Raw genomic sequence first — 13,469 nt, 5'->3', positions numbered from 1 at the left:
TCTCGTGTCGTTTATGGATCAGAAATTCGCACGATGGACTCGCGGCAACGATGGTGCGAATTTCTGATCCACGACACTAGACGTTACAGCATGCACGGTCCTTTCAGAGCTTCCCTCAAGCCGCTGTTCTGCGCTGCCCTGCTCGCGCTCACCTGTGGTGAGCCTGCAGTTGCCCAGCAGTCAGCTCAAGAACTCATTGTCAATCTCTCGGTGACGGCCGATCCCGTGAAGGCGAACGGCAGCCCCTGGGATGGCTATCCTGCCGTCGGCAGGCGCGTCGTCGTGCCCGAGACCAGCAATGCACCGGACATCACCGTTTGCGTCGTGCGGATGGCTGCCGCACCGGAATGCGTTTGGCGAACGGAGCGCCGAAAGAGGCTTTCGCACTGCCCGGATGCGGAGACGTGCACGATTCCAGGGATGCGTTTGCCGGTCCTGCCAGTCGGCCTGATCTTCCTGGATGTCGATCTGATCCGCCATGATCTGATCGATTTCGTCATCCTCACCGGAGACAAGATCGAGCCGGGCGATGTCGAGAAGATCGAAGCGAGCCTTCGGGTCGCGATGATGAGCCTGACACCGGGCGGGACACCACGAGACCGGCAGCGACGGCAGCGCAAGGCGCGTGTGCTGCCCATCAGCCTGTGCATGGGCGAGAATGCGAAGTGCGACCTCAGTCAGTCGCGGTTCTGGCTGGAGAAGCGATAGGCGCTCTTTCCGTCATTGCTGCGCGAGGATCCCGGCGAGGAACGCGTCTTATGTGACATCATCGGGCTGGCCGAGCCGCTCAAACTTGATCTAGAACGACAAGAGCCGAGAAACGGCCGTAAGTCTGGGAAGGAAACAACAGAATGATCATCCGCGTTACCCGCCGCCAACTCATTGCCGCCGGCGCCGCCACCGCAAGCCTGCCATTGTTCGGCAGGCGCGCATCGGCTCAGGGCGCCTGGCCGAACAAGCCCGTTCGCATCGTGGTCGGGTATCCGGCGGGCGGACAGACGGATGGAATAGCGCGCGCCTATGGTGAGTTTCTCTCGAGGCACTTCGGCCAGACATTCGTCGTCGAGAACAAGGGCGGCGGGTCCGGATCGGTCGGCGCCATCGATGTAAAGCAATCGCCGCCGGACGGCTACACGCTGATGTGCACCATCTCGACGACGATGATCCAGAACCGCGCCACGATCAAGAATCTGGCCTACGATCCGGAGAAGGATTTCGCGATCTTCTCGGTCGTCAAGGGAAGCGGCCTGTTGATGGTGGTCCAGTCATCCTCCGGCGTCACCAACCTGAAGGAATTCGTCGAGTTCGCGAAAAAGGCCGAGAAGATCAGCATGGGTACTTATGCGGTCGGTTCGACGCCGCATATCGTCGCCTTCGAGCTCAACAAGCAATACGGTCTGAAGATCGAGCCGATTCACTATCGCGGCGAAGCGCCGATGTGGGCGGACTTCATGACCGGCTCGACGGACACCGCTATCGGCAGCTACGCCATCACCTCGCCGGTGCTGCAATCAGGCCGCGGCCGGCTCATCGGCACCACCGGAGCGCGGCTGAAGCCGCATCCGGAAATCCCGACACTGGCCGAGCAGGGGGCGTCTTCGAAATTGTTCGGCGTGCGCGGCTTCACCGGCTGGTGGGCTCCGGCCGGCACTCCGCCAGAGATTCTGAAGAAGCTGTCGGATGCCATGGTTCTGGCCGGCAAGGACGACAAGGTGCAGCAGGCGCTGGCGACCTACTACCTGGAGCCGGCTTCCGACATGACCGAAGCACAACGGCAGTTCTCGGAGGAATCGCCAGTGCTGCTGGCCGTGCTGAAGGATCTCGGCATCAGCGGGGAGTGATGCCCGCCGTCATTTGCCAAGCATTCGGGTCGTCCCTGCGAAGGCAGGGACCCATGACCACCGACCGATGGTGCTAGTCCCGGCTTAGCGCGCAAAGGCACGTCGCCTCATGACGACAGGTGGCTATGGGTCCCGGCTCTGCGCTTCGCTTGGCCGGGACGACTCACGCGATTCAATTGTCAAAGAGCACGTTAGGCGAGAGGCTCTGACCACGGCGGCAAGCTCAGTGAGTTAAGCGCACATCTGTCGCAATAACCCTGAAGACGAGGTCGGAGCGTCAAAATGTCCGGGTCGCCCGCAAGGCTGCATGCATTTTTGGCTCTACCCGCCCTCCTCGCCTCGTCTAAGTTCATCGACAAGAGAAGGCTGGCCGAAGCCCGGACCGGAATCATGGGAGGACTGAATGACGAAACTCACGCGCCGCAGCTTCATGGCTGCGGGTGCCACCACGCTGGCGCTGCCTGCCCTCAGCGGCACCGCGTCCGGGCAAGGCGCGTGGCCGTCGAAACCGATCCGCGTCGTCGTGCCCTATCCGGCCGGCGGACAGACCGACGGGATCGGGCGTGTCTTCAGCGATTTCCTGACACGACAGCTGGGCCAGCCGGTGGTCGTGGAGAACAAGGCCGGCGGTGGCGGCGTGCTCGGCGTCACCGAAGTGAAACGCGCGGCACCTGATGGCTACAACATCCTGTGCACGATCTCTTCCTCGCTCATCCAGAACCGCCTGACGGTCAAGGATCTTCCCTACGATCCGGAGAAGGACTTCATCTATCTGACGATGGTCTCAGGCCTCGGCGGCCCGGTCGTCGCAGCCGAGAAGACCGGCGCGACCAACCTCAAGCAGTTCGTCGACTACGCCAAGAAGGTCGACAAGCTGAACTGGGGATCCTACGGCGTCGGTTCGACCCCGCACGTGCTCATCGAGACGATGCAAAAGCAATACGGCTTCAAGGTCGAAGTGATCCAGTATCGCGGTGAAGCGCCGATGTGGGCGGACGTGGCGGCACAGACGCTCGACGGCGCGTCGGGCAGCTATGCGGCGGCCTTGCCGGTGATCCAGTCCGGCCGCGGCAAGCTGATCGCCGTGACAGGCGACCGGTTGCCGCCATTTCCTGACACGCCGACGATGACCGAACAGGGCGCCGTCGGCGGGTTCTACGAGACCCGCGCCTTTACGACCTTCGCCGTGCCCGCCGGCACCCCGCAGGACATCGTCAAGAAACTCTCGGATCTGCTCGTGCAAGCCGGCGACGATCCGAAGGTGAAACAGTTGCTCACGAACTACCTGCTCGGACCGCCATCGAACTTCGAGAAGACGAATGCCCGCTTCAAGCGCGACTCGGAAGTGATGCTCGGGCTGCTGAAAGAACTCGGCATCAAACCGGAGTAAGGGGCTGTCAGTCGCCTCGCATCGCTCGGCGAGCGAGGCGCACCCCGGACGACGCTTCGTGCGGCCCCCTGATTGCGAGTCTGCCTTTCAGCGGCGCTTTCCGACAGCGGGCGGGAAACGCAACATCGCAACTGAAGCGGATATCCTGTCGATGCGCTCCGCAGCGCAGGAGCGAGCGCGTCAAAATGTCTGACCGGCCGCAAGGCTGCACGGCGTTTTCGGCATCTACCCATCTCGCCCTCCTTCTCTAAGCTCGTCACACGAGAACCCGAGCGAACATCGGGTCTGTGGGAGGATCGAATGCGGAAGCTCACGCGCCGCAGCGTCATCGCTGCGGGTGTCACCACGTTTGCATTACCAGTTCTTCACAGGTCGGCGTCGGCGCAAGTCTGGCCATCGAAGCCGATCCGGGTTGTCGTCCCCTACCCGGCCGGCGGACAGACCGACGGCATTGGGCGCGTGTTCAGCGATTTCCTGACCCGCCAGCTTGGCCAGCCGGTCGTGGTCGAGAACAAGGGCGGAGGCGGCGGTGTCATCGGCGTGACGGAAGTCAAGCGCGCTCCGCCAGACGGCTACACGATACTCTGCAGCATCTCGTCCTCGTTGATTCAGAACCGCCTGACAGTGAAGGACCTGCCTTACGATCCGGAAAAGGATTTCATCTATCTGACGATGGTTCGCGGCATCGGCGCCCCGGTAGTGGCGGCCGAGAAGACCGGTGCAAGCAATCTGAAGGAGTTCGTCGCGTACGCGAAGAAGGCCGACAAGCTGAACTGGGGCTCCTTCGGCGTCGGTTCTACACCGCACATGCTGATCGAGACGATAGCCAAGCAATACGGATTGAAGGTCGAGGTGATCCAATATCGCGGCGAGGCGCCGATGTGGGCAGACGTGGCGGCGCAGACAATCGATGGCGCGTCAGGCAGCTATGCGGTGGCGTTGCCAGTCATCCAGTCCGGGCGCGGCAAGATGATCGCCGTCACCGGCAACCGCCTGCCGCCGTATCCGGACATCCCGACAATGGTGGAGCAAGGCGCGGTCAGCCCATTCTACGATGCACGCGGCTTTACGACGTTCGCCGTGCCCTCCGGCACGCCGCAGGAGATCGTCAAGAAGCTCTCCGATCTGCTCGTCCAGGCCGGCGACGACCCGAAGGTGAAACAGCTGCTCACAAACTACCTGCTCGACCCTCCGACCGACTTCGAGGCGACCAACACGAGCTTCAAACGCGACTCCGGGGTCATCCTGGTCCTGCTGAAAGATCTCGGTATCAAGCCGGAGTGACGCGCGTTTCTCGTCATTGCGAGGGCATAGCCGTTCGAAGAACGGCGTCGCTTCGCTCGCCTGTGGCGACGAAGCAATCCAGCGCGGCGGTTGCGGCAGCTCAGACTGGATTGCTTCGCTTCGCTCGCAATGACGGCGGTGCGCAACGACCGCGTCACTACTTTCCCGTGAGGATGCCGTCCTTGAGCGGCTCGTGGCGGTGGGGCTCGAGATTCACCTTGGGCAACAGAAATAGCCAGGTGATGAAGATAAACGCGGCGGTGAAGGTCGGGATGCCCGCCGGAGCAACCGCCGCATCAAGCGCGCCTTGCGCGATGACCGTGAAGACGGTCGCAAGCAGCGCGAACAAGGCCACGCGCCAGGATGGTTTGAAGAAGACGCTTCCCAGCGCGATGGCCGTAAGCACCGGACTGAAGCTGTAAAGCCCGGCATCAATGTCCGCCGCGCTCGCCCCGAGCATCAGCGCGACGACGACGCTGACGATGGAGCCCGCAACGGCAAATGCGGCAGCCCAGATCGAACTGACCAGCAGCGCCGCGATGAAGATAACGCCGGTGACGAGATTGTTGAGCAGGAACACCTGGGCGATGCCCTTGATCCAGGCGGTCAGGAGAAAGACGGCCGAAGGCTCCAGGTGGCTCACAGCCGCTGCGGCCGGCACCGGAAGCGCCGGCGGACCGAGACCGCGCACCGGCAGGTGGCCGAACGAATAGGCCGCGAGCATCAGAAACCACGTCGTCAGCACGAACGGGAACGTCAGGGCCGGCACGCCCCAAAGCTTCGTGACCTGGCTGACGGCAAGCATGGCCACCGTCGACACGGCCGCGCCGACAACAAGCAGAAACCACGTCGCCGGGTTCATGACGAGAAATGTCGGAACGGCCACACCGACCAGAACGCCATTGAAGCCAAACAGACCCTGGCGGAGCGACACTTCGTCCGACTGAAGGAGAATTGCCGTCACCGTTGCAACGACCAGTCCGACGACGGCACCGACGGCAATGGCGGGGTTGCCGGACGCGATTGCTCCCCAAAAAATTCCTAACAGGAAGAGGAGCCCGGTGAGCGGGTTGTTCTGAAACATCACCTGCCCGGCTCCGCGCAGATGCAGGTCGATCAATCGCAGCAGCGAACTCTGCTCGACCAATTCATCCCATGCTTGCAGAAGGCGCGTCATGCGATCCTCCTCAACCCCAAAGAAATTCATCGGGGACACGATTGCCTTTCACCTCGTGCCGCACGAGCGACCAGAACGCGCGTACTTTCGCGCGCACGACCTGCGACTCCATGCCGAGCACCCTGTAAAGAAGCCCCGCATTGTTTGGCAGCCGGCTCGCACCACAGGCCCATCCATGCTCCATGTCGAGGACAGGCTGGACCTGCTCGAAGATCCGCTCTGCATGAACGGGAGGCGTCAGCAAGAGCACATTGGCAAGAACATGGAACGGCCCCATGACGGCGATGTTGGCGACATCGGACGCTTGTGGCTCGATAATGAACTTTTCGGCGAACAGTGCCGCACCATCGGGCCGCGCCGCATGGAGCAACGACGAAAACAGGTCGTAGGCGAACACCTCGCCGCCACCATAGTACTTGCGTCCCGGCAGCAGGATCTCGGAGTAAAGGGCCGTCGCGCTCGGATCGATGACGATGTGTGTGTGGGTGACGAAGCGTGCATGCCTGTGCGGAATGACCGGATGCGGCAGATATTCGAGATAGGCCCCCGCCGCCAGGACGATCCTCTGGGTTTGTGCGGCGAAATTCGCATCCATCTCATGGATCTTGGTTGCCGCCTGGGTCGTGATGTGAGCCTCTGCGCCATCGTCCAGGTCGATCTCGATGGCATAGCGGTCGCCCTGCAGGATACCGCCTGAATTGCTGATGATCGGTACGCAGGGCAGCAGTGGCATCTCCTCGTCCCAATAAAGCGCCTGCTGCACGAGCAGCGGTGCGCGGCGATTGAGCTCGGCGAGGATCGTCCGTCTCCCGCTCCGCCGAAAGCCCAACCGCAGAAAGGCATTCTTGCCCAGTCCGCCACTCGGCAGCTGCTTTGGCTCGTCGCGATACCGCGCCAGTTCGGGGGCGAGAAGCAGGGACACTCGTTACTCTGCTGGTATCGCCAGATCGAACAGCACGTTCTCGCGGATCAGATGAACCAGCTCCGGGATACCTTCGCCGGTCTTGCAGTTGGTGAAGATGAAAGGTTTCTTACCGCGCATGAACCGGGAGTCCTGATCCATCACGGCAAGACTGGCGCCGACATATGGAGCCAGGTCCGTCTTGTTGATCACCAGAATGTCCGACTGGCTGATACCTGGCCCGTTCTTGCGCGGAATCTTGTCGCCCGCCCCCACGTCTATGACGTAGATGAAGAAATCGATCAGCGCCGGACTGAAAGTCAGCGTGAGATTGTCGCCGCCACTCTCGATCAAGACGAGATCCGTGTCAGGAAAGCGAGCTTCCATCTCCTCGACCGCAGCCAGATTCATGCTCGGATCCTCGCGCACGGCCGTATGCGGACAACCGCCAGTCTCCACGCCGATGATGCGCTCCTCGAGCAGAATCCCCTTAAGCGTCCGCTGCACGTGCTTGGCGTCCTCGGTCGTCACCACGTCGTTGGTGACGACAAGGATCTTCAAGCCCATGCGCACCAGAAGCGGTGCAATGGCCTCGACAATGGCAGTCTTGCCGGAGCCGACCGGTCCACCAATTCCTATGCGCGTGATCTTCTTCATTGCTGTTTCCATCAGTTCATGAACATGCGAACGTGCGCCCTGACGTGCGTCGCCGCCAGAATGTCCAACAGGGGTGCGAAGGCTCTTATGTCGTCGATCGTATCGGCGCGAACGCGCTGATACAGGTCCTCGGCGGTCGCGTTCACCTCCAGCAGGATCGCCTGGGTGTCGAAATACGAGACCCGCATCAGGCGGAGTGCCGCATTGAGCATCATCGATGCAACGCCATATTGATGCGCCGCGAATGCATCCCGTGCCTCGACGCCGAGCGCGCCGGTGACAAGCGCGAGCCCGACGGGAAACGTGCCGGGCGACGCCCCGCTCTTGATCGCGCGAACCCAATCGGCCAGCAGCGGCGTATCAAGGACGTGCGCACCGAGCTCGCCGAGCTTGCGTCCCATACGAACCGTCATCGTTCGCATTTCCTCGTTGAGCTTGCGCAGGTACACCGCACGATCGACGGCGACGAGACCCTGCATGTCCGCAGCCAGCACCGCCCGATGCGCCACCAGCAATGCACCGCCGTCAAGGGTGGCCGCCTGCTCCGTTGCAGCGAGCACCATCTGCTTGAGAGACGCCGGATCCCGAACCACACCTTGCTGAATGGCCGATTCCAGCCCGTTGGAAAAAGAGAATGCGCCAACCGGCAACGCTGAATCGGCGAACTGAAGCACATACAGCAACCCGGTCACGCTGCGCATGGGTGTGATACCTCGTCCGGGCTATCGCATATGCGCAACAGACACCCAGGCGCTCGGCCGCGTCCCCTCTCCCCGTTGGGGAGAGGGTTAGGGTGAGGGGCCGTGGCACGCGCGGTCACGGTGCGGCGAAAACCGAGCTTCGACAGAAGCAGCGAAGTCTGCTCGGCAATCAACTGTACGTCACCATCGGTGTTACTGCCCCTCACCCCGACCCTCTCCCCAACGGGGAGAGGGAGCGCACCGAGTTCGCGGCAATCTCCGAGAGACCGATATGCAAGAGTACTGGACACCTTAGCCATGACCATGCGCGTGATGGCTGTGGGCATGGCCGGAGGAATCGGCGCCTCCAAACAACCGGCGCGCCTCGTGGGGAGCAAGGTAGGGAATGACCTCTGCTCCCGGCACGAAATCGTAAGTGATGCCGGGAAACGCGTAGGTCCGCATGACCGAGCTCATGACTTTCTGATCGAGTGTCAACGGCACGAAGACCTTGTTGCCCTTGACGATGGCCGGCCAATGCTGATTGCCGATCGCATGCCCGAGCTCGACGCACGTTCGCATGGATAGTTCGGGCGGCTGTGCCATAGCCTGGGTGAGGTCGATCACCATCACCGCCTTCAACTCCACCTTGACGACCACGGCGCACGGAACGTTCTCGTCCCACACCAGAATGTCGCCATCGTGCAAATGCGTGTTGCGGTCGGTTGCGACGGCAATCTCCACGTTGTCGGCCGTGTGCTTGCGGAAGCGGTTCTTCTGCGCTTCCCACTGGTCGAGCACTAGCCAGTCGATACGGGCCGCATGCAGCCGGTCCTTCCAGACCGCATCCCGCGCGTTGCCAAGGACGGACTCAATCAGGATCATGTTGGTCACCGGTCAGCTGAAGAAATAGAGTTGATTGAGCGCGATGTTTTTCGGCGGCTGAACGGTTGCATGAACGCCGTCTACCGTCACCGCGAAGGTCTGCGGATTGACGTCGATCTTCGGCAGGTACGCGTTGCGTACCATGTGCTCCTTGCCGAGAACCCGAGTCTGCTTCACCGGCATGACCATACGATTGAGCTCGTATTTTTCCTTGACGCCCGCATCGTGCGCGGCAGCCGAAACGAAGCTTATGCAGGTCTTCGGCAGCGCTGTCCCGTAGGCGCCGAACATTGGCCGGTAGTACATCGGTTGCGGTGTTGGCAGCGACGCATTGGGATCGCCCATATTGGCCCAGACGATCATGCCGCCCTTGATGACCATCTTCGGCTTGGCAGCGAAGAACGCCGGCGACCAGAGCACCAGATCGGCGACCTTACCTGGCTCGATCGAGCCGATGGCGTAAGACAGTCCGGCGGCGATGCAGGGATTGATCGTGACCTTGGCGAGGTAACGCAGGACGCGGAAATTGTCGTTTCCTGAAGCATCCTCAGGCAGTTTGCCGCGCGCCTGCTTCATCGCATCCGCGGTCTGAAAGGCCCGAAGGAAATTTTCGCCGATTCGACCCATCGCCTGCGAGTCGCTGCCGATGATCGAGATCGCGCCCATGTCGTGCAGGACGCTTTCGGCGACGATCGTTTCGCCGCGCACGCGGCTTTCGGCAAATGCCACGTCGGACGGAATCTTCGCATTGAGGTTGTGACAGACCATGATCATGTCGAACAGCTCAGCGACCGAGTTGACGCCGGCCGGCAGGGTCGGATTGGTCGAACTCGGCAGGATGTTTCGCTGGCCGACCACCTTGAGCAGATCCGGTGCATGGCCGCCGCCGGCGCCTTCGCTGTGAAAGGTATGCATGGTGCGCCCGTCGAAGGCGGCGATAGTGTCTTCGACGTACCCGGCTTCGTTCAGGGTATCGGTGTGAATGGCCACCGAAACATCGTAGTCATCGGCCACCGTGAGACAGGAGCGGATGGACGCCGGTGTCGTACCGTAATCCTCGTGAACCTTGAAACCCGCCGCACCTGCCTTCAGTTGCTCGACCAGCGGGCCAATGCCTGTCGAATTGCCCTTGCCGCAGAAGCCGACATTGATCGGGATCCCCTCGATCGCCCGGAGCATCATTTCCATATTCCACGGCCCGTTGACGGACGTCACGCCATTCGTGCCATCGGCCGGGCCAATGCCGCCGCCCCACAGCGTCGTTATTCCATTGCTCAAGGCCGCATATGTCTGCTGCGGCGAGATGAAATGCACGTGGGTGTCCATGCCGCCGGCGGTGAGGATCAGATGCTCGCCGGAGATCGCATCGGTCGATCCGCCTGTCGTCAGGCCAGGTGTGACGCCATCCATGGTGCTGGGATTGCCGGCCTTGCCGATACCAACAATGAGTCCGTTCCTGATGCCGACATCGGCTTTGACCACGCCGAGCATGGGATCGAGAATGGTCACGTTGGTGATGACGAGATCGAGGCATCCGGCTTCCTGCGTCAACAGGTTGTCGGACCCCATGCCGTCGCGCAGGGTCTTGCCGCCACCGTACTGCAGCTCGTCACCGTAGACTGCACGCAAATCCTTCTCGATCTCGACGTAGAGGTCGGTGTCGCCGAGACGAATCTTGTCGCCGAGCGTCGGACCGTAGAGATCGGCGTACTGCCGGCGAGATATCTGCGTCACTGCATTACTCCTGACATATCCTGACAACGCGCCGGGCGACCGCCGTTCTGTTAGCTGGTCGTCTTGAAGCCGCGTTCCTTTGCCCGTCGTACGGCGGCTTCGAAATTCGGCCGATAACCCGGCGTCGGTCCTTCGCCGGTCCAGCCGTCGACGAGATTGTTGAAGCCGTTGGCGAACCGCTTGCCGCCGAACGGCACCAGCGTCACCTGCTTCTCATCGCCCGGTTCGAAGCGAATGGCGGTGTTGGCGGGAATATCAAGCCGCATGCCGAACGCCGCGGCGCGATCGAAGGCGAGGTAGCGATTGGTCTCGAAGAAGTGGAAGTGAGAGCCGACCTGGATCGGTCGGTCCCCTGTGTTCCTGACATTCAGCGTGACCCGCGGCCGACCCGCGTTCAGCTCGATCGGTGCGTCGGCGAGTGCATAGCCGCCGACCGGAACCGTGTCCTTGGAGCTGGCGGCAACCGCAGGCGCTGCTGCTGATTCCTGTGCCGCCTTCGACTGTCCAGCGGGCGCGCTGGTCGGACGACTGCTCGGAGGATTGCTCGGAGTCTTGGCCATTCGCCCGATCTCCTTATTGGATAGGCTTGTGCAGGGTGACCAGACGGCTTCCGTCGGTGAAGACCGCTTCGATCTGGATCATTGGAATGAGATCCGGCACTCCGGGCATCACATCGTCGCTCGACAGCACGCTGCGGGCACCGCTCATGACGTCCTCGACCGAACGTCCCTCGCGTGCGCCGTCCAGCACATAGGCCGACAGGACCGCCACCGTTTCGGGATGATTGAGCTTGATGCCTTTGGCCTTTCGCTTCAGTGCGATCTCGGCCAGCGAATAGGTGAGGAGCTTGTCGAGCTCTCTCGGTGTCAGATGCATGGATGTCCCCCGGACTCAAAGAATCTCCGCGCTGCGCGCTTCATGTAGAAACGGCAGCTCTGCTGCCGCCATCGGGTCAAACCCTGAGTCAACGAGGAAGAAAGTTGGCTTGCTTCCGGTCGCCCGAATGGACGGCCTCTGTCCGAAAACGTTAGCGCTTCGACAACCAACAGATCAGGTCACCCCTGGCGCCGGGCGCGACAGCATCCAGATTTCGCAAGCTGCGGGCGCGTGGAGCCCTGCATGGTGCCGAGCATCTGATCTATGTCGCCGTTCTTCGCATTACGGCCCAGGGCCCGCCTAGCCGCAATGCGAAAGGAGCCCGCGACAAGCCACGCAAGACATGCGAGAAGCGCTTCACATCGGCATGACCATCTGGAATAGGTTGATGTGGGCAGCTCAGCACGCGCAACGGTGGCGGACATTGCGGCAGAGGTTTCGGCGACAGAGGTTTCGGCGCCGGAACTTGCGCGCGCGTAGCGCGGCTGTCTTCATCGTCGTTGCAGCAGCAACGCTCGGCCTGCCGGCCGCAGGCAAGGCCGATCCCGCGCTTAACTTCTCATGGTTTCAGAACGCCGGCCCGCTCAACCCTCACCTCTATACGCCGAACCAGATGTTCGCGCAGGGCATGGTCTACGAGCCGCTCGTCAAGTACCAGGCTGACGGAAGCGTCAGCCCCTGGCTGGCGCAATCCTGGGAAGCATCACCGGATGGAAAGACCTATACGTTCAAGCTGCGACAGGATGTGAGCTTTTCGAACGGCGAGAAGTTCGATGCGGCCGCCGTCGTCGCCAATGTCGAGGCCATCCTGGCCAATCGGGAGCGCCACACCTGGCTGGAACTGATGAACCAGATCGTCGGCGCCGAGGCGCTCGACGCATATACCGTACGGCTGACGCTGAAGGACGCCTATTACCCTTTTCTGCAGGAGCTCGCGCTGCCGCGTCCCATGCGGTTCATTGCGCCATCTCAATTCAAGGACGGCGGCACCAAGAGTGGGATCAAGGCTCCGATCGGCACGGGACCATGGAAGCTGACGGAGACCCGGCTCGGCGAGTACGACGTCTTCACGCGCAATGACAGTTATTGGGGCGCAAAGCCAGCCTATGAGAAGATCACCGTCAAGGTGATTTCGGACCCCAACATGCGTGCCGTCGCGTTCGAGACCGGCCAGATCGACCTGATCTACGGTGCCGACGGTCCTATCTCGCCGGACATGTTCGCCCGTTTTGCGAAAATGCGCCGCTATGCTACCGCGCTCTCCGATCCTATTCAGACGCGTGCGCTCGCCATCAACTCGGCTCGCGAGCCCACCAGCGATCTGGCGGTGCGCAAGGCTCTCAACCACGCCGTCGATAAGGACATGATGATCGCGACGGTCTTCCACGGCACGCAGAAGAAGGCGGACGCTCTGTTTGCGTCCAACGTTCCCTATGCCGACATCGGTCTTGAGCCCTACAACTATGATCCTGCGCTTGCGGCAAAGCTGCTCGATGAGGACGGGTGGCGGCTGACGGGCGATGGCCCGATCCGCAGCAAGAACGGCAAGCCGCTGACGATCGAGTTCTCCTTCGCCGGCACCGACGCAATCAGCAAATCCATTGCCGAGATCGTCCAGGCGGACCTGCGCAAGGTCGGCATCGATACCGTCCTGGTCGGTGAGGAGGAGAGCAGCGTCTATGCGCGGCAGAAAGACGGCCGCTTCGGCATGATCTTCAATCGGACATGGGGAGCGCCCTATGATCCGCACGCCTTCGTCAGCTCGATGCGCGTACCGTCCCATGCCGATTACCGGGCGCAGCTTGGATTGGCCCGGAAGGCCGAGATCGACGCGGAGATCGGCAAGGTGCTGACAACAACCGATGAAGCGACGCGCAAAGCGCTCTACAAGAACATTTTCACGTATCTGCATGAGCAGGCAGTTTATCTGCCGCTCACCTACGCCACCATCTTTGCCGTCGCCAAACCCGAAGTCGGCCCATTACAATTTGGCGCCATGGCGACGGAGATCCCTTTCGAAAAGCTGAAGCCCGGCGCGAAGTGA

General features: G+C 61.7%; 13 protein-coding genes. 5 read left to right on the top strand and 8 right to left on the bottom strand.

Annotation, left to right across the window (positions count from 1 at the left end):
* The 4 genes from RCO31_RS04635 to RCO31_RS04620 all read left to right on the top strand — a co-directional run.
* Positions 1–708: hypothetical protein (locus tag RCO31_RS04635; protein ID WP_308967048.1), on the top strand; the 708-nt coding region annotated here is incomplete at its 5' end.
* 143 nt (positions 709–851) lie between these two features.
* A complete protein-coding gene (locus tag RCO31_RS04630) occupies positions 852–1,841 on the top strand; it encodes a tripartite tricarboxylate transporter substrate binding protein (protein WP_308967047.1) in 990 nt (329 codons plus the stop codon).
* A 403-nt stretch (positions 1,842–2,244) separates the two neighbouring features.
* Positions 2,245–3,231, top strand: coding sequence for a tripartite tricarboxylate transporter substrate binding protein (locus RCO31_RS04625; protein WP_308967046.1), 987 nt, complete (start codon positions 2,245–2,247; stop codon positions 3,229–3,231).
* Between the two features lie 459 nt (positions 3,232–3,690).
* Positions 3,691–4,515 (top strand): Bug family tripartite tricarboxylate transporter substrate binding protein, encoded by an 825-nt coding sequence (locus RCO31_RS04620; RefSeq protein ID WP_374991420.1) that lies wholly within the window; start codon positions 3,691–3,693, stop codon positions 4,513–4,515.
* A 157-nt stretch (positions 4,516–4,672) separates the two neighbouring features.
* Here RCO31_RS04620 and yut read toward each other — a convergent pair whose 3' ends face one another.
* The 8 genes from yut to RCO31_RS04580 form a co-directional block, all read right to left on the bottom strand.
* A complete protein-coding gene (gene yut, locus RCO31_RS04615) occupies positions 4,673–5,692 on the bottom strand; it encodes an urea transporter (RefSeq protein WP_308967044.1) in 1,020 nt (339 codons plus the stop codon).
* Between the two features lie 10 nt (positions 5,693–5,702).
* Complete coding sequence (locus RCO31_RS04610; protein WP_308967067.1) at positions 5,703–6,608, bottom strand: urease accessory protein UreD; 906 nt, start codon at positions 6,606–6,608, stop codon at positions 5,703–5,705.
* A 9-nt stretch (positions 6,609–6,617) separates the two neighbouring features.
* The gene (gene ureG / locus RCO31_RS04605) at positions 6,618–7,250 is read right to left on the bottom strand and encodes an urease accessory protein UreG (protein WP_308967043.1); all 633 of its coding nucleotides are present in this window, start codon (positions 7,248–7,250) and stop codon (positions 6,618–6,620) included.
* Between the two features lie 11 nt (positions 7,251–7,261).
* Entirely contained in the window at positions 7,262–7,951 is a 690-nt protein-coding gene (locus RCO31_RS04600) for an urease accessory protein UreF (protein WP_308967042.1), read from the bottom strand.
* Positions 7,952–8,242: 291 nt separating this feature from the next.
* Complete coding sequence (ureE, locus tag RCO31_RS04595) at positions 8,243–8,815, bottom strand: urease accessory protein UreE (protein WP_308967041.1); 573 nt, start codon at positions 8,813–8,815, stop codon at positions 8,243–8,245.
* A 12-nt stretch (positions 8,816–8,827) separates the two neighbouring features.
* Positions 8,828–10,549 carry an urease subunit alpha gene (locus RCO31_RS04590; protein WP_308967040.1) on the bottom strand — a complete coding sequence of 574 codons (1,722 nt, stop codon included), beginning with the start codon at positions 10,547–10,549 and terminating at the stop codon, positions 8,828–8,830.
* Between the two features lie 50 nt (positions 10,550–10,599).
* Positions 10,600–11,109, bottom strand: a complete 510-nt coding sequence (locus RCO31_RS04585) for an urease subunit beta (protein WP_308967039.1) — start codon at positions 11,107–11,109, stop codon at positions 10,600–10,602.
* A 13-nt stretch (positions 11,110–11,122) separates the two neighbouring features.
* A complete protein-coding gene (locus tag RCO31_RS04580) occupies positions 11,123–11,425 on the bottom strand; it encodes an urease subunit gamma (protein WP_308967038.1) in 303 nt (100 codons plus the stop codon).
* Between the two features lie 493 nt (positions 11,426–11,918).
* Between RCO31_RS04580 and nikA the strand changes: the two genes are divergently transcribed.
* Entirely contained in the window at positions 11,919–13,469 is a 1,551-nt protein-coding gene (gene nikA / locus RCO31_RS04575; RefSeq protein ID WP_308967066.1) for a nickel ABC transporter substrate-binding protein, read from the top strand.

Source organism: Bradyrhizobium sp. LHD-71, from assembly GCF_031157255.1.
GTDB lineage: Bacteria > Pseudomonadota > Alphaproteobacteria > Rhizobiales > Xanthobacteraceae > P52-10.
Note: the sequence above shows the minus strand (reverse complement) of the source record. Positions and strands in the feature narration are given on the sequence as shown.